Origin of the sequence: Caulobacter segnis ATCC 21756, from assembly GCF_000092285.1 — a bacterium.
In the GTDB taxonomy this organism is placed as follows: domain Bacteria; phylum Pseudomonadota; class Alphaproteobacteria; order Caulobacterales; family Caulobacteraceae; genus Caulobacter; species Caulobacter segnis.
Window position 1 is genome coordinate 3,545,770 of sequence record NC_014100.1, and the last position, 19,773, is coordinate 3,565,542.

Sequence of the window (19,773 nt, forward strand, 5' to 3'; positions counted from 1 at the left end):
GCCTGCATGACCGACAAGACCGACGCTCCCCCGCCCGAGGGCGAAACGCCGATGCAGCGCGCCCTGCGCCTGAAGAAGGCCGCCCAGGGCCGCCATGGCCACGGCCCCAAGGCCTCCAGCGGCAAGGTGGAGCGCGCCAGCGCCGCCGCGCCGACCGGCAAGTCCAAGCCCTGGATGACCCGGTGACGATCCCCAAGGTCCTCGGCCGCACCTCGTCCGTCAACGTCCGCAAGGTCCTCTGGACCCTGGACGAGCTGGACCTGGCCTATGAGCGCGAGGACTGGGGCGCGGGGTTCGCCTCGACGAAGGACCCGAAGTTCCTGGCGATGAACCCCAACGCCCTCGTCCCCGTGCTGATCGACGAGCACGGGACGCTGTGGGAGAGCAACACGATCTGCCGCTATCTCGCGGCCGGGACGCCGCTGCTGCCGGAGGGGCGGCGGGCGCGCGCCGTCGTCGAGCAGTGGATGGACTGGCAGGCCACCGAGCTGAACACCGCCTGGCGCCACGCCTTCGCGGGCCTGGTGCGCAAGACCCCCGGCTTCGACGACCCGGCCCAGATCGCCGCCAGCGTCGAGGCCTGGAACATCGCCATGGGCCTGCTGGACGCGCGCCTGGTCGACACGGGCGCCTATGTGGCGGGGGACGCCTTCACCCTGGCCGACATCGTGCTGGGCCTGTCCGTCCACCGCTGGCTGCACAGCCCGATCCAGCGTGTCGAGTGGCCCGCCCTCACCGCCTACTACGCGCGCCTGAAGCAGCGGCCGGCGTTTGCGGCGTGGAGCCTTCCGCAGGTTCCGTGACCGACCCGGCGCCCGCCTGCGGCAGGCTGGCGATCGGCGTCCCGGGCAGGAGCGGCTCGCCGGTCCACTCCCAGTGCCAGGGTTCGTAGACGTAGTTGACGAAGCCGAAGCGCCCGGCGTTCCAAACCATCCAGCGATAGAGCGGCGAGCGCGCCATCGCCAAGCGGTTGGCGTCGGCGGAGGAGTCCGGGCCAAAACCCGGCGCGGCGTCGATGAAGAGATCGACGGCCAGACCCGTGCGGTGGGCCGAGCAGATGGTGCGGGTCAGGCCCTGGCAGTTCTGGTCGCGCGCGCAGCGCTGGGCGTCGACGTCCGGAGCGCGGAACCCGGAATAGATCTTCAGCGCCTCGGGCCGGCGCAGCACGCCGGCGGCGCGCGCCTCGGCGGTCATCCGGCGATAGGCCTCCAGCGCCGCGGGCCGCAACTGGATCGTCTTGCCGCCGTAGCTTTCGTCCGCGCGCGCGGTCGCCAGGTCCGGACCCGACGGCGCGCCGGGACAGGTCCCCTCGCGGTTCACGCGCACGAAAGGCCGGGCCAGATGCCAGCGCGGCAGCATCACGGCGAAGGCCGCCGCGTCCATCACCCCCGTGGGCGCTAGACGGTTGGCCGCCTGCCAGCGGGCCAGGGCGGCGGCGAAACCGTCCGAGCCCGCCGCGCAGCTCGTGCCGATCTCGGCGGCGATGCGAGGGGCGTAGATCTCCCACCCGATCTCGGCCTTGCCGAAAGGCGACCAGGCCAGGGTCGAGAGCGACGCGGCGTTGGCGGCCGCCGCGCCAGGCGGGCCCGGCTGGCTGCCGACGCAGAGCGCGGGCGCGGCGACCAGGGGCGGCGCCATCTCGGCGGCGGTCGGAAGCTCCGCCCCGCCCCTGGGCCCACGGGGTTCAGCCCGTTGCCCTCCCAGGGGCCAGAAGACCCATAGCCAGAAGGCGCCGATCGCCAGGGCCAGGACGCCCAATCCCCACAGCAGACGACGCAGCGGCCTCAACTCAAGCCTCGCAATTGGTGGAACTTCGCCATGGCTCAAGCCTTGAGACGGTGAAGTCGTTCCCATCTGGAGCCCGCATGACCGGTCTGGTTTCTCGTTTCGCCCTCGTCGCCGTCCTCGCCCTCGCCGCTTGCGACGACAAGCCAACGGCCAAGCCCGCCCCCGCCAGTACGGTCCAGAAGGCCCAGACGCCGATCGTCGCCGCGCCGCCCGTCTCGGCCGCGTCGTCGCCGGTGGGACAAGCGATCAACGCCGCCGCGTTCGATCCCGCCGCCACCGATCCGCGGGCTCGGCGCGACGTCCTGATCCGCGTCCAGACACTGCTGGATCGCGCCCACTTTTCGCCTGGCGTGATCGACGGGCGCGACGGCGGCAACCTGACGCTGGCGATCCGGGCCTTCCAGAAGGCGCATGACATGACCGTGGACGGCGAAGTCAGCCAGGCGCTGCTCGACGCCCTGCTCGCGACCGACGGCGGTCCGGTGCTGGTCGACTACACCATCAGCCAGAGCGACGTGGCGGGCCCCTTCATGCCACCCATCCCCAAGGAAGACTACGAGGCGATGGCCCGCGAACCGGCCATGAACTACCACGACGTCGTCGAGATGCTGGCCGAGCGCTTCCACATGGGCGAGGACCTGCTGCGCGACTTGAACCCGGGCGTGAACTTCAACCAGGTCGGGGCCACGATCATGGTCACGGCCGCCGGCGCCGACCGCCTCGACGCCAAGGTCGACCGCATCGAAATCGACAAGGCCCTGGGCCAGGTCCGCGCCTTCGATGAGAGCGGCGCGCAGCTGGCGGTCTACCCGGCTACGGTGGGCAGCACCGAGCGCCCCGCGCCGTCCGGCGAGTGGGCGGTGCGGACCCTCGCGCCACGTCCGACCTACACCTACGATCCCTCGCGCCTGACCTTCGGCGAGCCCAAGGCCAAGCTGACCATCCAGGCCGGACCGAACAATCCGGTGGGCTCGACCTGGATCGACCTGACCAAGGACACCTACGGCATCCACGGCACGCCGGACCCCAAGCTGGTCAACAAGCGCGCCTCGCACGGCTGCGTGCGCCTGACCAACTGGGACGCCTCCGAGCTGGGTTCGGCGGTCAAGAAGGGCGCCAAGGTGATCTTCATCGGCGTCGAGGCGCGCCCGGCCTAAACACCGCAAGCTTCAGCGTTCAGGCTGCGTTCAGCCACGGATCGGCCTAGTGATCTCACAAGCTTCCACTGCTTGGGGGAAACAACGATGTCCAAGACGCTCAGCCTGACCGCCCTTTCCGCCGCCGCCCTGATGGCCGGCTGGACCAGCGCCGCCAGCGCCCAGGCGCCCGGCTGGGACGGCCGCTACGAAGAACCGCCGCGCGGGTCCTACACGCGCTCGTGCCGCGAGATCACCGCCTTCGACGGCCGCGTCTGGGCGCGTTGCCAGAACGATCGCGGCGGCTGGGAGTGGAGCAGCGCTCGCGCCCGCGACTGTGGCGGGCAGGGCCTGGAAAACCGCAATGGACGCCTGCAATGCGCCGGCTTCGTCGGCCCGGGCCCCCTCCCCGGTCCTGGCCCTGGTCGTCCGCCGGGCGGCGGCTGGCGCGCCGACGCGGTGCTGTTCGAGCACGCCGGCTATGACGGTCGCGCCTACGAAGTGCGCGGCGACATGCCCGACCTGGATCAGGCCGGATTCAACGACAGGGCCTCGTCGATCAAGATCCAGCGCGGCGCCTGGGAGGTCTGCGAGGACGCCTACTACCGCGGCCGCTGCACCGTGATCGATCGCGACCAAGGCGTGCTGCCGCGCGACTGGAACGACCGCATCAGCTCGATCCGCCGCGTCCGCTAGCCCCCGATCACCCGGATGGGTCGCGCCCTCTTGAAGGCTGGCGCGGCCCACGGTTAAGGTCCCGCGCCTCGAGAACAGTGGAGCTCCAATATGCGTAAGATCGTCGTCCTGGCCGCCGCCGCGGCCGCCCTCCTGGTCTCGGCCTGCAACACCATCGAAGGCGCCGGCCGCGACATTTCCGCCGCCGGCCGCGCGCCGTGAGCAACACCGCCAAGGACGCCAAGAACTGACAAGCCTAGGCCGACTCTCCCGCGCGCCTCGCTCAGGGCAGTCGACAGGAAAGACGAAAGCTTCGCCAAATCGAGCACTAGATCTGGGACTTACGGCGAAAAATAAACGACGCGAATATTCCCCGCGTTAACTTCACCGTAAAATTCCGCGCAAACCCGTTGCAAAAGCCGGACCTGTTCTCGAGCTTCGTGGCGAAAATGCGCGGAATACTCTCATTTTTGATCGAGACAAATCGTCGCCGTGCGACCCCCGGTCGCCCTTTTCTTGCCAGGCCAGGAAGCGCATATGGACGCCATGTCCGAGACCCGCACCGCTCCCCCGCTGCTCACCGGCCTGAAGCGCGGCCTGCTGCACCGCTGCCCGAACTGTGGCGACGGTCGGCTGTACATGCGCTATCTGAAGGTCGACCCCGAGTGCGAAGCCTGCGGGCATGAGCTGGCCCGTTACCCGGCCGATGATGGCCCGGCCTATTTCACGATCCTGCTGATCGGGCACCTGTTCGTGGCCCCGCTGCTGTTCTTCCCGTGGATCTGGGAAGCCCCGCCCATGCTGGTCGCGCCTTTGACCCTGATCCCGCTGGCGGTCCTGACCCTGCTGCTTCTGCCCCGCGTGAAAGGGGGCGTCATCGGCGCTCTCTGGGCGATCCGTCTGCGCAAGGCCGAAGACACCCCAAGCTGATCTCCGGAACCGACCTGGGCCGTCAGGTATTCCCAAGACCTGATCCCAGCGTCGCCGTGGTGGCGGACGCGGGAACGGAGGGAAACCACGGACCATGCTCGGCACGATCCTTATCATCATCCTCATCCTGGCCCTGATCGGCGCGCTGCCCACCTGGGGCCACAGCCGTTCCTGGGGCTACTTCCCGTCGGGCGGCCTGGGCCTGATCCTCGTGATCATCATCATCCTGGTGCTGATGGGCCGCATATAGGAGCGTGGCAGCCGAAAGTGTGAGCGGTTTCGGCGCCTGCCACGCTCCAATATTCGAGATAGAGCCTGCTTGTTCGTTTCTGATGTTCCCATCAGAAACGGGCAGGCTCTAGCGCTTGCTCTAGAACAGCGTTCGCCTAATCTCCCCCTCGACAAGAGGGGGAGATGACCATGACGGCGAACGCTGAAGCGCCGGGCGCGCGGCTTACGCCGACCGCCCGCGCCCGGGCCATCCTGGGCGGCTCGGCCGGCAACCTGGTCGAGTGGTACGACTGGTTCGCCTACGCCGCCTTCACCCTCTATTTCGCGCCCGCCTTCTTCCCGAAAGGCGACCAGACCGTCCAGCTGCTCCAGGCGGCGGCGGTCTTTTTCCTGGGCTTCGTCGCGCGCCCGATCGGCGCCTGGCTGATGGGGCTCTACGCGGACCATTCCGGCCGGCGGGCGGCGCTCTCCGTATCCGTGGCCTTGATGTGCGCCGGGGCGCTGATCATCGCCATCACGCCGGGCTACGCCACCATCGGCCTGTGGGCGCCGGCGATCCTGCTGTTCGCCCGCGTGTTGCAGGGCCTCTCGGTCGGCGGCGAGTACGGGGCCAGCGCCACCTATATGAGCGAGATGGCCGGCAAGCAGCGTCGCGGCTTCTGGTCCAGCTTCCACTACGTGACCCTGATCGCCGGCCAGTTGCTGGCGCTGGGCGTGCTGATCGTCCTGCAAAGGGTCTTGCCCGAGGAGGCCTTGAAGGCCTGGGGCTGGCGCGTCCCCTTCGTGATCGGCGCGCTTCTGGCCGTGGTCGTGTTCTGGATCCGCCGGGGTCTCGACGAAAGCATCTCGTTCAAGAGCGCGGGCCCGCGCGAGAACCTGTCGCGTCGCCAGGTCGCCGCCGCCGGGACGCTGCTAGCCCTGACGGTGATCGCCGGCGTCGTGGGCGTGACCAGCGGTCCGCTCGCGCGCCCCGCCCAGATCCTGGGCGCGGTGTTCCTCGTGCTGTTCTTCGTGTCGCTGATCGTGCCGCTGGTGCGCCTGCATCCGCGCGAGAGCCTGCTGATCATGGGCCTGACGGCGGGCGGCTCGCTGACCTTCTATGTCTACACGACCTACATGCAGAAGTTCCTGGTCAACACGGCGGGCTTCACCAAGGGCCAGGCCTCCGAGATCAGCGCCATCAGCCTGATCGGCTTCCTGCTGGCTCAGCCCCTCGCCGGCTGGATGTCGGACAAGGTGGGGCGCAAGCCGATGCTGATCGCGGCGTTTGGCGGCGGGGCCTTGTCGATCTGGCCCATCATGACCGGGATTTCCCAGTCGACCACCGTGATGGGGGCCCTGTCGCTGATCCTGATCGGGGTGGCGATCCAGTCCTGCTACACCTCGATCAGCGCGGTGGTGAAGGCCGAGCTGTTCCCGGCCCACCTGCGGGCGCTGGGGGTGGCCCTGCCCTACGCCCTGGCCAACGTGCTGTTCGGCGGCACAGCCGAGATGGTCGCCCTGGCCTTCAAGCACGAGGGGGTCGAGAGCGCCTTCTACGTCTATGTCGCCGGCGTCATGACCCTGGGCCTGGTCTGCGCGATCATCCTGAAGGACACCGGCCGCCACAGCCTTATCCACGAGGATTGATCCGACACTTTTTGGGCGCGTGGCGGGCGCCCAAACCGCTCGCGCTTTCGGCCGCCACGCTTAGACTCCTCGCCCCCCGTTTTCCGACTCTCCGCGTCCGTCTAGATTGCCGCCCATGCCGTTGCTCGACATCATCGTCCTCGTCGCCTTCTCGCTCTGCTGGCTGCTGTACGAGCCCGCGCTTCGACGCCTGGGCGAGGCGGGCGGCGTGCTCAACACCGACATGACGGTGATCCGCCGCCGGTGGATGCAGGAGATGGCGGTGCGCGAGATCGCGTTGCTGGACGGCCAGTTGCTGGGCCATGCGATCAACTCCGCCAGCTTCTTCGCCTCGTCGAACCTGATCTTGATCGCCGCGGCGGCCGGTGTCCTGTTCGGCGGCGATAGCGCCCTGCGGAGCGTCGAGGGCCTGGCGGTGCTGGCCAAGACCACGCCGATGATGTTCCAGATCAAGCTCGGGCTGGTGTTGGTCGCCCTGGCGCGCGGCCTCCTGGACTTTATCTGGTCGATCCGCCAGATGAACTACTGCCTGGCCGCGATCGGCGCCGCGCCGATGTGGGCGCCGCCCAAGGTGCTGGAGGAATACGCCGAGGCGGCCGGCGGCATCCTCAACCCGGCCCTGTCGGCCTTCAACGCCGGCGTCCGCGCCTACTACTTCGCCCTGGCGGCGGCGTGCTGGCTGCTGGGGCCCCTGCCCTTCATGACGGCGACGCTGGGGGCCATGACCCTGCTGCTCTGGCGCCAGCGCCGCAGCCGCGCCTCGATCGCCGTGCACAAGGTCCGTGAGATCCTGGAGCGCCAGCCGGTCGTGCATGGGCCGCACCTGACCAAGCTGAAAAAGCCGCCGCCGCCGTCCAAGGACCGGGCCTAGCGCCGCCGTAGGAACGCGCCTTTCGACGGCGCGTTCGACATCCCAACAGGACGCCACATACAACAAGCCCCGCCGGCGACATCGGTCTCCGGCGGGGCTGATGGGAAGTCTTGTGGGTAGACCCGATCTTCATACCTTAACCGGTGTCGCTTCGCAACCACTGAGGGGCGGGATTCCGACATTTCGTCGTGATTTCGTATTGCAACTTCCGCTATTACGGCGGCGGCTCCAGATTCTTGCCCGCCGCGTCAAAATATCGACCTTCACCCGAGCGTCTTGAGGCAATAGCGCGAAAGATCATCGCCTGTTCCGGATCTTTGGAAGGTATCTTCACGCTAAAACTGAACCGCAATAGCCTATTTCCGAACGTTCGTTTTCGTTGTTCAGTTCACTGTAAGCAGGAATTTCACTTTCGATGGCCTTATGGGCGGCGCTAGACACCCGGAAATTCGATCATTACTGGCGACGAGCCCGGCGCGGGACGCCCTCGCGACGCCCCAGCGCCTTTTGACTCTCGCTAAGCGCGCGATCAGACGCCCAGGGCGGTCCAGATCGGCAGGATTTTATCGCCCCACTCCTGGGCCTGCCGCTTCAGCTCGATGGGATTGTCTTCCCCCGTCAGCGTGACGCCGTCCTTGATCAGGGACTGGCCCTGCGCCTGAAGAACCGTCCAGGCGTATTGGGCCCAGTCGTCCGACGTCTTCCCCCCGTTCTGCTTGGCCAGCCAGAACATCTGCTGAAAGCGGCTCGCGCCGACCCCGCCGCCGAGCATCGGCGAAGCCAGATGGCCGATATCCGCGGTGGAAAGCGAGCGCTGGGCGATGACCTTGTTCAAGGCCTGCGTGCGGGTCTTGGCCTTGCTCATGTCCTGGCCGGGCGCGGCCGGCTGGATGACGCTCGAGCCCAAGAGGATCGTGATCGCCGAGGCCAGTTGGGCGAAGGTGACATTCTTGCCGGCGACCGCGGCCTCGATGTCCCCGATCGCATGGGGCTTGTAGTCCAGCAGGACCTCGTAGATCGGGTCGTAGATGGCGTCGATCAGCCCCGCCTCGCCCAGCACGCCGCGAACCTTCTTGGGAAGATCCGGTTTCGCCATGGTCAGGATCACCCGCTCCTGCCGAAGCGCCGCGACCTGCTCTTGGCCGGCCAGCGCACGGACGCCACGGATCCAGTAGTCGCGCCGGAACTGCTGGTTGACGCAGTAGTCCCGGAGCGTTTCACGCAGCGAGATGTCGGAGATCGCGGTCAGGAACGCCGCCTGCTGCGGCGTCATGTTCAGTTCGTTGAGATTGTCGGTGGCGTGGGCGGAACCGGAGAATCCGACCTTCGCGTCGCCAAGCCAACGCTCCATGTCGGCGAAGTACATCGGGCTCCAGTCCCGGTTCATGTACTCGTGCGCGAGGTAGCGGCGGTCCTGCGCCTTCACCTGCTTCAGCCGCTCGGCGGCGCCCGGATTGGCCTTGGCGTACAGCGGCTCCAGCGCCAGGAACTGGTCGATGAAGGTCAGGGCGGCGTCGGTCTGCCCCACGACGCCCTGCCCCGGCGCGCCCATGACGTCGGCGTGGCGCTTCATCAGATGCCGGATCGGCGCGGACGCCGACCATCCGGGCAGGGTGTTGTACGAGATGTAGAGCACGCCGCCCGGCCGCAGCTTGCGGCGAATGAAGTCGACCAGAACGCTACGGTTGGCGTCCGAAATCCAGGTCCAGATCCCGTGCAATCCGATGAAGTCGAAATCCGGCAAGTCAGGGCGATGGCAGAATTCGGCGAACGCCTCGTCGTAGAGCTTGGCGTCCGCGCCGGAGAGACGGACCATCTCCGAGGCGAAGGCCGCCTGGGAGGGGTTGAAGTCGGTCCCGTACCAAGCCACGCCCGGCTGGGCGGCGGCATGGATGGACACCGACAGGCCCTGGCCAAATCCCAGCTCGCAGGCGTTTTCGATCCTCGGCGCATGGCGGCCCGCCAGCATCAGCGGCAAGCGCGAGCGAAGCGGGTTCAGCTCGGCGTAGTAGCCGAAGGTGTAGTTCACGTCGGTGACGTAACCGGCAGTCCATTCTGTCGACACGCGCGCTCCAGCCTTCTTAATCCAACCCCGGCGCCGATACCGGCATGATTGAGTGCGCCTGACAAGTTGACGCCGTCGCGGCCGCGAACTTTTGGCGTGGCGCGGGCGCGACCCAAGTCGCTATAGCTCTTGCTCATTTCGCGAGACCGGCTCGGCCAAGACTGATGACCTCACCGCTTCTGGCGCTCTGGCGCCGCCTGCCCGCGCCGATCCGCCAGAGCGCCCACCTGGCCAAGGGCGCGCCGAAAGCGGCGTTTCTGGCGGGACAGGCATGGCTCGACGACTTCGCCAGGACCCAGGCCGCGCGCGCGGCCGAAGCCCGGACGCTCCGCCGCGTGCGTCGGCGGAATCGTCGCCCTAGCCTGCCGATCACGGTCGTGGGCTTCCACGGCGCCGTCCACGGCCTTGGCGAAGGGGCCCGGATGCTGGCGCGAGGCTTCGCCGACGCCGGGCTCCCTGTCCGCGCCGTGGACCTGTCGGCCTTTGTCGGCATGCCGGTCGACCTCCCGACCGCCTATCCTCCGCCGGGACCAAGAGAGCGGGGCGTCGTGATCTCGCACATCAACCCGCCCGAGCTGCTCCGCTGGGCGCGGGAGACGGAAGGCCAGCTTCTCGGTGGGCGGCGCCACATCGGCTACTGGGCCTGGGAGTTGGAGGACGCCCCCGCCGCCTGGGCCCCGGCCTTCGACCTCGTGGACGAAGTCTGGACCCCTTCGGCCTTCGCCGCCGACGCGCTGCGCAAGATCGCGCCGCCCCGGGTCAAGGTCACGCCCCTGCCCTATCCTCTGTACCTCAACCCCCGGCCAGCGCCGGACCGCGCGCGGTTCGGCCTGCCCGCCGAGACGGTCGTCGTGCTGATGGCCTTCGATCTTCGCTCGACCGCCCAGCGCAAGAACCCGTACGGGGCGCTGCGCGCGTTCCGGATGGCGACGCGCGACACCGCGCGCCCCGCCCTTCTGGTCTGCAAGGTCGTCGGCGCCGATCTCTATCCGGACACCTTCGCGGCCCTCGCCGCCGACGTCGCGAGCGACCCGACCATCCGCCTCATGCGTGAGAGCCTGTCGGCGGAGGACATGGCGGCGCTGACCGCCAGCAGCGACATCATCCTGTCGCTGCACCGCTCCGAGGGCTACGGGCTGCTGCTGGCCGAAGCGATCTGGCTGGGCAAGCCGACCCTGGCGACCGGCTGGTCCTCGAACGTGGAGTTCATGGATCCCGCATCCAGCCAGCTGGTCGACTATGACCTGATCCCCGTCGAAGGCGACGGCGCGATCTATCAGTCCGGGCGCTGGGCGGCCGCCGACGAGGACGACGCGGCGCGCAAGCTGGCGCGGATGATCGACGACGACGCCTGGCTCAAGACCCTGGCCGCCGCGACCGCTGCAAACGGGCACGTGTCCTTCGACCGCCCGGCGTGGCTGAACGCCCTGCGACGCCTGCTGCCGCTACGCTGATCGGCCTTTAAAGCCTGTGTGGTTTAGAGCGTTCGAGCGGTTCAACCGCTCACACTTAAAACCTAACGGGCTCTCGGCGCGGTCGCCAGCGGCGCGTCGCTGTCCCTCAGCGTCGGAATGTCGTTGATCGAGGGCGGCGGAGCGACCTTGTCGGCGGCTTCGGGCTTGGCCGGCAGCTCGGAAGACGGCGGTCGGATCGGCGTGGTGTCGCCGGCCTTGGGCTTCTTCGGCTCCATCGGCAGGGCGATCTTGTCCATCGTCTGGATGATCAGGTCCGTCGGCAGCATGCCCTTGTAGCGAACCTTCTTGAAGTTGCGGGTCGGATCGTAAGCCGCCACGCCCGGCGCCAGATTGCCGACTTCCAGGGTGCCGACCTGCGCGAGCAGTTGGACCCGGCCGACATATTCGCTGGCGCGTCCGCGGACGAAGCCGATCTGGGCGTTTTGCAGTTCCTGCTGGGCGTTCAGCACCTCGATCGTGCTGCGAAGCGCGAAGCGTTCCTCCTCGCGGACGCCGTAGAAGGCGATGGTGTTCGCCTTCATTTCCTCTTCCTGGCTGACCAGCGACTTACGCGCGGCGACCAGCTGGTCCCAGTACTGCGAGACGCCCAGCACCATGTTTCGGCGCGCATCGTCGATCAGCAGCTTGTCGCGATTGTTCTCCTCGATCGACTGGCGGACCTGGGAGTTCAGCTGCCCCCCCGCGAACAGGGGCTGGGTGAGCGTGATCGAAGCGTTCACGGTGTTGGAGCGGTTCGACTGCTTGTCGCTGTAGGGCAGATAGGGCGCGTTGCGATAATCCGCCCGCGCCGAAACCGAGAACAGGCGCTGCGCGCGCGCTTCCGCCACGCCCAGGCGCGAGGCCTTTTCGGTGAACAGGGCCGCGTTCAGGGTCGGGTTCGACTCTTCGGCCTGATTGAACGCCTCGTCCAAGGTCGCGGGCAGGCCGTCGATGTCGGGTTCGGGCTCGAGAGTGTCCGGCAGGTGGCCGACCAAGGCGGCGTAGTTGGCGACGGTGACGTTGAGCTGCGCCTCGGCGTTGGCCAACTGGGTGCTGGCCGCCGCGAGACGGGCCTTGGCCTGCTGGACGTCCGTCAGGGTGATCTGGCGAACGCTATACCGGTCCTCGGTGTCCTGCAGTTGCTTGCGCAGGAAGGCCTCGCCCCCCTTGGCGATGCGCAGCACCTCGCGATCCCGGCGAACGGAGACGTAGGCGTTCGTCACGCGGACCAGCAGATCCATTTCGATGCGGCGCAGGTTTTCCCGCGCGGCCTTGATCTGAGCTTCGACACCGCCGAGACGCGCGGCGTAGCGGCCATTGGTGTAGAGCGCCTGACTGACGGACAGCTCGTTCGACTGGCTGGCGGCTTCCTCGGTCTGCCGTCTTCCCAGGATATCCCGCGTCTGGGGTCCTCGGGCGTAGCCGTAGACTTCCGAGACCTGGGCGTTGGCTTGCAGGCCGTAGGCCGCCCGCGCCTGGGTGTAGTTCTCGTCCAGCGCCCGCATCGCGGCGCGTTGGGCCTGGATGTTCGGGTTGCTCTGGTAGGCGGCGGTGATCGCGTCGGCCAGGGTCTCGGCGTGCGCGAGTTCGGCGCGGCCGGACACAGCCATGGCGACCGCCACGGCGATCACCGACGTTCGAACGGACAGGAGTTTCGACAGCACTCGCATTTTCCAGACTTTCACGGCCCCCGCCGAATTGCGGCGGTTCAAGCCAATATTTGTGGCTTAATCAAGAAGGCGACGCACTGTCGCCTCCCATGTAACATTCTTGTTGCGCCAGAGGTCACGCGCCGTAGCGCCCCGCGACATGGCGCGCGCCCTGTCCGACGTTAAAAGGGCCAGCGCCTCGGATAGGGCGGCGGGGGTGGGTTCAGCCACCGCGCCAGTGTCCTCGCTGACGATCTCGAGCAGACCGCCCGAGTCCGTGACCGTCAAAACCGCCTTGCCCGCCGCGAACGCTTCCATGGTCACATAGCCCACGCTGTCCTCGTCGAAGGGCAGATAGGCGCAGGCCAGGGCGTCGTTGGCCCAGCGGGCGATGTCCTCGCGCGGGTGGAAGCCGAACCGCAGATCGACGCGATCCTTCAGGTCCAGATCCTCGACCAGCTTGCGCAGCCGATCGGCGTAGGCTTCGTTCTCCGGCGGGCCGGCGATAACCAGACGCGGCCCGTTCGGCAGCAGCGCCAGGGCCTCGATCAGCAGGTGCTGGCGCTTGCCCGCCGCCACCCGGCCGCCGGCGAAGACATAGTCGCCGTAGTCGCCGCCGGTGAACAGCTCGCCATCGTTCAGTGGCGGATACAGCACTTCCGACGAGACGCCATTGAACTTCATCAGCCGGTTCTGGGTGACCGGCGAGTTGCAGTAGATCCTGCGGCACTCGGCGAAGCAGGCGTTGTCCGCCGCGCGGATGGCGGCCTTCACCGTCCGCCCCGTTTCGTCGAAGTCGAGATGGCTCTGGCCGGCCTCGGAGAGGTCATAGGCCTGCCGGAACTGGTGCAGCAGCCACAGCACCTTGTCGTGGTGCGGGATCAGGTAGGCCGGGAACTTCAGGCCGATGACCCGGTCGACATTGGGCAGGCGCAAGCCCCGGGCGATCAGCATCTCTTCGATCAGCCGCTCGGCCGGCTCCCAGGTGAAGGGCACGCGGATCAATTCGGACTGGACGCCCGGCGTGGCGTTCAGCCGGCGGACCAGGTGGTCGGCCAGTTCCTCGGCGCCGCCGCGCTGGAACGGCGCGGCGTTGTTGACGACAAGCACCTTCATGCGGGCTTCCTCATGAGGTCAGGCGCTCCACGACGGTGCTCCAGTCGATCTTCATCTCCGTGAGGCGGTCCAGCGAAGCCTGTCCCATCGCCGCCACGGCCTGACGATCGGCGTGCAGGCGGTCGAACTGCTGGGCCAGGTCGCGCGGATCAGGCTCGCTGATCAGGCCGTTGCGGCCGTGCTCGACCAGCTCGAGAACCCCGCCGGAGTCGGTGGTGGTCACGATGGCCTTGCGCGCGTGGGCGCCTTCCAGCGACGGATAGCCGTAGCTGTCCTCGTCCTTGGGCAGATAGGCGACGGCCAGGGCCGTCTTCAGCATCTCGGCCTTCTCGTCCTCGCTGATCCAGCGGTCTTCGAGGATGACGCGGTCCTGGACGCCCAGATCGCGGGTCATCTTGACCAGGTGACGACCGTAGTCGGGGCTGGACGCCGTGCCGGCCAGGCGCAGCTTCACGGGCGTCTTTACGTGCTGCATGGCCTCGATCATCAGGGCCTGGCGCTTGTGCGGCTCCAGGCGCGAGATCGCGACGATCTCGTCGCCATAGCCTTCATGGGTGAAGCGCTCGGGCTGATAAATCGGCGGATACAGCGGCGTCGCGTCGAGGCCGTTGAACGCCTTGAGGCGATCGGCCACGACCTGGGAATTGGTGAACACCGCGCGGCTTTCGGCGATCGACCGCGTGTCGAGGGCCCGCAGGTTGTCGCGGATGGCCCGATGATGCGCGTCGTCGGGCATCCCCCGATAGGGCGTGTCCCAGAGGTCGTAGAAGGTGCGGATGTGGTGGATGAACCACAGCACCTTGTTCGGGTGATCGACCACATAGGCCGGCGGCCGGAAGCAGATCACCCGGTCGCACCACTGGGTCAGGTCCATCAGGCGCCAAGCCGCGATCTGGTGCAGGATCTCGTTCGGGTCGTCGGTGAACGGCAGATAGAAGCGTTCGACCTGATGCCCCGCCTCGACGAGCTTCTCCTCCAGCCACTCGACGATGAAGCGCGCGCCGCCGTTGATGAACGGCACGATCGAGGACAGGAGAACAATGCGCATCGGCTAGACCAGCACCCGGTCGAGCGCGGCCACGACGCGGTCGATGTCGGCCTCGGTGAGGCCGGCGTGGGTGGGCAGGTTCAGGCCGTCCGCGCCGCACAGCTCGGCTTGCTTCAGGTCGCCCGTGGCCAGATGTGCGTACGGCGGCATCACGTGCATCGGATAGAACACCGGCCGGCTCTCGATACCGGCGGCGTCCAGGTCCTTGATCACCTGGTCGCGCGAGGTCGACAGGCCCTCGCCCAAACGCACGGTGTACATCCAGAACACATGGCGGCCGGTCGGGGCGACATAGGGCTTTATGACCCGATTGCCGAGCCGCGAGAGCTTCTCGTCATACCAGGCCACCACCTGGGCGCGGGCCGCGAGGTGCTCGTTGACGCGCTCGAGCTGCGCCAAACCGATCGCGGCCTCGATATTGGTCATGCGGTAGTTGAAGCCGACGACCGGGAACCAATAGCGGCGGGAAAGGTCCATGCCCTGCCCGCGCAGCAACCGCATGCGGGCGGCCAGCTCGTCGTCGTCCGTGGTGATCATCCCGCCTTCGCCGGTGGTGATGATCTTGTTGCCGAAGAAGCTGAAGGTCGCGCAGTCGCCCAGCGCGCCCGACATCTTGCCCTTGTAGGTCGCGCCCACGGCCTCGGCGGCGTCCTCGACGACCTTCAGGCCGTGCCTGCGGGCGACGTCGAGAATCGGGTCCATGTCGCAGATCTGGCCGTACAGGTGCACCGGCATGATCGCCTTGGTGCGCGGCGTCACCAGCGCCTCCAGCTTCGCCGGGTCGAGGTTGAAGGTGCGCGGGTCGTTGTCGATCAGGATCGGCGTCGCGCCGCAATAGGTCACCGCGTTGGCCGAGGCGATATAGGTCAGGCTGGGAACGATCACCTCGTCGCCCGGACCGATGCCCAGGGCCACCAAGGCCAGGTGCAGGGCGGTCGTGCCGTTGTTGCAGGCGATGGCGTGCTTGACCCCGCAATAGGCCGCGAAACCCTGCTCGAACTCGGAGATGAAGCGTCCGACCGACGAGATCCACGTCGTGTCCATGCACTCCAGGACGTACTCGCGCTCTCGCCCGTCGAGACGGGGGGCGGCGACGGAAATGCGGGGTAGGCTGTTGGCCGGACTGGTCATGACCGGTCTCCTTTGATTTTAGCGGGCGCGCCGATCGCCAGCACAGCGTCCGGCAGATCCCGAACGACGACGCCGCCGGCGCCCACGATCGTATCGGCGCCGATGGTCACGCCAGGGATAACGCGCACGCCCACGCCGAGGAACGCGCGATCGCCAATGCTCACGCCGCCGGCGAGCGCCGAGGCGGGGCCTACATGGCACGCCACGCCGAGCCGGGCGTCATGGTCGACGACCGCGCCCGTGTTGATGATAGCCAGATCGCCGACGTGGCTGTCGGCGTTGATGACCGCGCCGGCCATCACGGCCACGCCCTCGCCCACCCGCGCGCTGGCCGAGAGGATCGCCGAGGGGTGGATGGCGTTGACCAGGCCAAAGCCCAGCTCGCGCGCCTTGCGGCCTAGCGTCTCCCGCAGGCGGTTGTCGCCCACGGCCACGAAGAGCTTGGAAAGGCCCTGCTCCCGGAGTCCCTGGAGGGCCAGGTCATCGCCCACCACCGGAACGCCCAGGACGTCGCGCGGCGTCGGGTCGGCGTCGACGATCGCCACGACGGTCTCGCCCGCCGCGCGCAGGCTCTCGATGACCACCTTCGCGTGGCCACCGCCGCCGATGATGACGACGCCCGCGGCCATCAGGCCTGGGCCCACCGCGCCGGGCCGGCCGGAGCCGTCGCGGCGCCGCGATCGATACCGGTGATCAGGGTCCTGCTGGTCATGCGCCGCACCGACTCCAGTAACAACGAAAGTGCCTGACTACACTATTGGAGGCGGTTGGAAAGCGGCGCCGTCGAGATTTGGCCTCGCCGCGCCGCCTTGCCGAAAAGCTTGAGAATTCAGCTAATTGAACTCCCGCCCCTACTCCTCGCGCATGGTGGTGCGCAGCGTGTCGCGCAGCGGCGAGATCAGGTAGTCGAGCACGGTCCGCGCGCGGGTCGGGACGATCACCTGGGCCGGCATGCCGGCGCTGACCTTGGCGCGCATCGGCTTCGGCAGCTGCTTGATGTCCACGGTCACGATGCCCAGGAAGTAGGAGGTCTTGCCCTCCGGATCCGTGAGCCGGTCGCGGGAGATCGACTCGATCTTGCCGTTCAGGATCGGGATTTCGCGCGAATGGAACGCCGGCAGGCGCACCTCCGTCGTCATGCCCGCATAGATATTGTCGACATCGGTCGGCGCGAAGTGGGCCTGGATGATGAACGCCTCATCATCGGGCGCGATGTCCACGAGCGGCTCGGCCGGACGCACCACGGCGCCTTCGGTGAAGAAGCGCAGGTTCTGGGCGGTGCCGCTGACGGGCGAGACGACCTTGATCCGGCGCAGGGCGTCCGAGGCGACGAGTTCCTTCTCGGTCACTTCGGCCAGCTTCACGCGGGTCTCGGTGATGCTCTGGCTGACCTGCTCGAAGAACTCCTGGCGGATCTGGCGCGTCTTCAGCTGGGTGTCGGAGATGCCCTGCACGGCCTTGGCGCGGTCGGCGGTCAGACGACCGATCGAGCCCGACAGCGAAGCCTGCTCGCGCTCCAGGGCCAGCAGGCGCGGCCGCGGCACCAGGCCCTTGTCGTAGATCTTGCGCAGGTCGCCCAGTTCGTCCTGGATGAAGCCCAGCTGGTCCTTGAGGCCCTGGGTCTGGCGATCGATGCCCTCGATCTCGCGCTGATACTGCTCGCGCTGGCCGTTCACCAGATCGACCTGCCCCTGGATGGTCTGGCGACGCTCCTGGAACTGGACTTCTTCGTCGGCGATGGCGCGCGCGACCATCGGGTCGGAGCGTTGGCTGAGCAGATCGGCCGGGAAGCTGATCGAGGCGCGCTGGTCGCGCTCGGCCACCAGGCGGGCCTCGAGCGCCTTCAGGGCGACATACTGGTTCTTGGTGATGCCAGCGGCGGCGTTGGCCTGGGTGGGGTCGAGCTCGAACAGCACCTGCCCGGCCTTCACCCGTTCGCCCTCGCGCACCAGGATCTTGCGGAGCATGCCGCCTTCCAGGTGCTGGATCGTCTTGCGATTGCCCTCGGCCGAGACCACGCCGTTGGCGATCACCGAGGCGCTCAAGGGCATGAACGCCGCGACGACCAGGCCCAGCAGCATCACGCCGATGATGGCATAGCCCACGCGGGCCACGCCTTTGTAGTTGTCCGTCGGACGTTGGATCTTCGGGGGCTTCATGCGTCTTTAAGCCTGATAGGCGCGCCCGTGGGCGGCCGTGGAAACGGGGTGCGGAGTCGAGAACCGGGCGCGGATCAATGCGCGCTCTGGATCGGCGCGGGCTTTGGCGGCTGCGGCGGCGGCGCGGCGCCGGTCAGCTTGGCCAGCATGACGTCGCGCTCGCCGAAGTCGGCGATGACTCCCTGGTTGATCACCATGATGTAGTCGGCCTGGGCCAGCAGGTTCACCTTGTGCGTGGCGAACACGACCGTGCGCTTGGCGGCCTTGAGGCGGTTCATCGCCTCCATCAGCGCCAGTTCGCCGACCTGGTCGAGGCTGGCGTTCGGCTCGTCCAGCACCAGCAGCGCCGGCATGCGGAACACCGCCCGGGCGAGCGCGAGGCGTTGACGCTGGCCGCCCGAGAGCGAGGCGCCGCCCTCGCCGATCGCCGTGTCATAGCCCATGGGCAGGCCCTGGATCATGTCATGCACGCCGGCCAGGGTCGCCGCGTCGATGACTTCCTGCGACTCGTATTCGGTAAAGCGCGCGATGTTCTGCGCGACCGTTCCGGAAAACAGCTCGATGTCCTGCGGCAGATAGCCGATGTGGCGGCCCAGACGCTCGGGATCCCATTGCTTGATGTCGTAGCCGTCGAGACGGATCACGCCCGCCGCGCACGGCCAGACGCCGACGATGCCCCGCAGCAGCGAGGACTTGCCCGCCGCGCTGGGCCCCACCAGCGCCACCGAGGTGCCCGCGTCGATGCGGAAGCTGGCTTGGCGCATGGTCGGCTGCTGAGCGCCGGGCGGCAGGATCGAAGCCGCCTCGGCCGACAGCACGCCGCGCGGATCGGGCAGCGGCATGTGATCGTCGGTGTCCTTGCTGTCGCGCAGCATGCCTTGCAGGCGATCCCAGGCGCCGCGGGCGCCGAGGAAGACCTTCCACTGGCCCACCGCGCCTTCGATCGGGGCCAGGGCGCGCCCCACCAGGATCGAGCCGGCGATCATCGCGCCGGGCGAGATCTTGCCCTCGATCGCCAGATAGGCGCCGCCGCCCAGGATCAGGGTCTGGACGATCTGGCGGAACACCTTGATGCCCGACATCACCGCGCCGCCGGAGTCGCTGGCCGCCGCCTGCCAGGCGATCTGCTCGTCGCGGCGTCCGCGCCAGCGCTCCTGCAAGCCGCCCCACATGCCCATGGCCTTCATGACCTCGGCGTTGCGCAGGGTCGAGCCCGCGTCGTTCTGCGCGGCGATCGAGGCCATGGTCGCCATCTGCAGCGGGTTCTTGGTCGCGCGGTCGTTCATCACCGCCAGGCCGAAGATCACGAAGCAGCTGATGATCGCCAGGATCCCAAAATAGGGGTGCAGCATCCAGGAGACGATGATGAACACCGGGGTCCAGGGCGCGTCGCAGAAAGCGATCAGGCCGCCGGTCGCGAACTCCCGCACCTGGTCCATGTCGCGAAACGCTTGGCCCCCGGGGCCGCGCCGCGTGAGGGTCGAGTCGAGCACCGCCTTGAAGATCGGGTCGCGCGCCACGCCGTCGAATTTCAGACCGCCCCGCACCAGCACCTGGGTGCGCAGCGCCTCGAGCATCCCGTAGATCAGGAACAGGAAAACGCAGAGCACCGTCAGCACCACGAGGGTGGACACGCTGCGGCTGGACAGCACGCGATCATAGACCTGCAGCATGTACAGCGGGCTGACCAGGGCCAGGATGTTGATGAAGAAACTGAAGACCATGGCGGTGATCACCGCCGGCTTCATAACCTCGACCGCTTTATCGAGGATGGTGGGCTTCGCGCCGGAGCGGTTGAAGATCATCTGGAGCCTTCGAAACGTCTCGCTGCGAAGCGAGCCGTATACAGTAACAACTTAGGTGGCGTCTCGACCACGAAATTGTGGCGAAA

General features: G+C 67.8%; 18 protein-coding genes and 1 pseudogene. 10 read left to right on the forward strand and 9 right to left on the reverse strand.

What is annotated here, in order from left to right:
* The first annotated feature begins 6 nt into the window (after positions 1-6).
* Together CSEG_RS16295 and CSEG_RS16300 are read left to right on the forward strand one after the other, a co-directional pair.
* On the forward strand, positions 7-186 hold the full coding sequence (locus CSEG_RS16295) for a hypothetical protein (protein ID WP_013080330.1): 180 nt from the start codon (positions 7-9) through the stop codon (positions 184-186).
* The gene (locus tag CSEG_RS16300) at positions 183-803 is read left to right on the forward strand and encodes a glutathione S-transferase family protein (RefSeq protein ID WP_013080331.1); all 621 of its coding nucleotides are present in this window, start codon (positions 183-185) and stop codon (positions 801-803) included. Before CSEG_RS16295 ends, CSEG_RS16300 begins: the two co-directional genes overlap by 4 nt.
* Here CSEG_RS16300 and CSEG_RS16305 read toward each other — a convergent pair.
* On the reverse strand, positions 733-1,788 hold the full coding sequence (locus CSEG_RS16305) for a M15 family metallopeptidase (RefSeq protein WP_013080332.1): 1,056 nt from the start codon (positions 1,786-1,788) through the stop codon (positions 733-735). The two genes, CSEG_RS16300 and CSEG_RS16305, sit on opposite strands and share 71 nt — an antisense overlap.
* A gap of 77 nt (positions 1,789-1,865) precedes the next feature.
* Here CSEG_RS16305 and CSEG_RS16310 point away from each other — a divergent pair, with 77 nt between their 5' ends.
* The 7 genes and pseudogenes from CSEG_RS16310 (at position 1,866) to CSEG_RS16340 (ending at position 7,260) form a co-directional block, all read left to right on the forward strand.
* Positions 1,866-2,945, forward strand: a complete 1,080-nt coding sequence (locus CSEG_RS16310) for a L,D-transpeptidase family protein (RefSeq protein WP_013080333.1) — start codon at positions 1,866-1,868, stop codon at positions 2,943-2,945.
* An 87-nt stretch (positions 2,946-3,032) separates the two neighbouring features.
* Positions 3,033-3,620 carry a beta/gamma crystallin-related protein gene (locus CSEG_RS16315; RefSeq protein WP_013080334.1) on the forward strand — a complete coding sequence of 196 codons (588 nt, stop codon included), beginning with the start codon at positions 3,033-3,035 and terminating at the stop codon, positions 3,618-3,620.
* A 90-nt stretch (positions 3,621-3,710) separates the two neighbouring features.
* Positions 3,711-3,850: pseudogene (locus tag CSEG_RS16320) on the forward strand (entericidin A/B family lipoprotein).
* Between the two features lie 286 nt (positions 3,851-4,136).
* Entirely contained in the window at positions 4,137-4,529 is a 393-nt protein-coding gene (locus CSEG_RS16325) for a DUF983 domain-containing protein (RefSeq protein WP_013080336.1), read from the forward strand.
* A 94-nt stretch (positions 4,530-4,623) separates the two neighbouring features.
* Entirely contained in the window at positions 4,624-4,779 is a 156-nt protein-coding gene (locus tag CSEG_RS16330) for a DUF3309 family protein (RefSeq protein ID WP_013080337.1), read from the forward strand.
* Positions 4,780-4,949: 170 nt separating this feature from the next.
* Positions 4,950-6,389, forward strand: a complete 1,440-nt coding sequence (locus CSEG_RS16335; RefSeq protein WP_041538704.1) for an MFS transporter — start codon at positions 4,950-4,952, stop codon at positions 6,387-6,389.
* A gap of 115 nt (positions 6,390-6,504) precedes the next feature.
* Positions 6,505-7,260: a DUF599 domain-containing protein gene (locus tag CSEG_RS16340; protein ID WP_013080339.1), complete on the forward strand. Its 756-nt coding sequence runs from the start codon at positions 6,505-6,507 to the stop codon at positions 7,258-7,260.
* A 529-nt stretch (positions 7,261-7,789) separates the two neighbouring features.
* Here the strand turns inward: CSEG_RS16340 and CSEG_RS16345 are convergent.
* Positions 7,790-9,325, reverse strand: a complete 1,536-nt coding sequence (locus tag CSEG_RS16345) for a class I SAM-dependent methyltransferase (protein ID WP_013080340.1) — start codon at positions 9,323-9,325, stop codon at positions 7,790-7,792.
* A gap of 164 nt (positions 9,326-9,489) precedes the next feature.
* Between CSEG_RS16345 and CSEG_RS16350 the strand changes: the two genes are divergently transcribed.
* Complete coding sequence (locus CSEG_RS16350) at positions 9,490-10,779, forward strand: glycosyltransferase (protein WP_013080341.1); 1,290 nt, start codon at positions 9,490-9,492, stop codon at positions 10,777-10,779.
* A gap of 62 nt (positions 10,780-10,841) precedes the next feature.
* Here CSEG_RS16350 and CSEG_RS16355 read toward each other — a convergent pair whose 3' ends face one another.
* The 7 genes from CSEG_RS16355 to CSEG_RS16385 all read right to left on the reverse strand — a co-directional run bounded on the left by CSEG_RS16355 (position 10,842) and on the right by CSEG_RS16385 (position 19,684).
* Positions 10,842-12,449, reverse strand: a complete 1,608-nt coding sequence (locus CSEG_RS16355; RefSeq protein WP_013080342.1) for a TolC family outer membrane protein — start codon at positions 12,447-12,449, stop codon at positions 10,842-10,844.
* A gap of 57 nt (positions 12,450-12,506) precedes the next feature.
* Positions 12,507-13,544 carry a glycosyltransferase family 4 protein gene (locus tag CSEG_RS16360; RefSeq protein ID WP_013080343.1) on the reverse strand — a complete coding sequence of 346 codons (1,038 nt, stop codon included), beginning with the start codon at positions 13,542-13,544 and terminating at the stop codon, positions 12,507-12,509.
* Between the two features lie 10 nt (positions 13,545-13,554).
* The gene (locus CSEG_RS16365; RefSeq protein ID WP_013080344.1) at positions 13,555-14,592 is read right to left on the reverse strand and encodes a glycosyltransferase family 4 protein; all 1,038 of its coding nucleotides are present in this window, start codon (positions 14,590-14,592) and stop codon (positions 13,555-13,557) included.
* Positions 14,593-14,595: 3 nt separating this feature from the next.
* Complete coding sequence (locus CSEG_RS16370) at positions 14,596-15,723, reverse strand: DegT/DnrJ/EryC1/StrS family aminotransferase (RefSeq protein WP_013080345.1); 1,128 nt, start codon at positions 15,721-15,723, stop codon at positions 14,596-14,598.
* Complete coding sequence (locus CSEG_RS16375) at positions 15,720-16,352, reverse strand: acetyltransferase (RefSeq protein WP_013080346.1); 633 nt, start codon at positions 16,350-16,352, stop codon at positions 15,720-15,722. Before CSEG_RS16375 ends, CSEG_RS16370 begins: the two co-directional genes overlap by 4 nt.
* Positions 16,353-16,574: 222 nt before the next feature.
* Positions 16,575-17,882 carry an HlyD family type I secretion periplasmic adaptor subunit gene (locus CSEG_RS16380; protein ID WP_013080347.1) on the reverse strand — a complete coding sequence of 436 codons (1,308 nt, stop codon included), beginning with the start codon at positions 17,880-17,882 and terminating at the stop codon, positions 16,575-16,577.
* 74 nt (positions 17,883-17,956) lie between these two features.
* Positions 17,957-19,684, reverse strand: a complete 1,728-nt coding sequence (locus CSEG_RS16385) for a type I secretion system permease/ATPase (protein ID WP_041538705.1) — start codon at positions 19,682-19,684, stop codon at positions 17,957-17,959.
* Between the last annotated feature and the right edge of the window lie 89 nt (positions 19,685-19,773).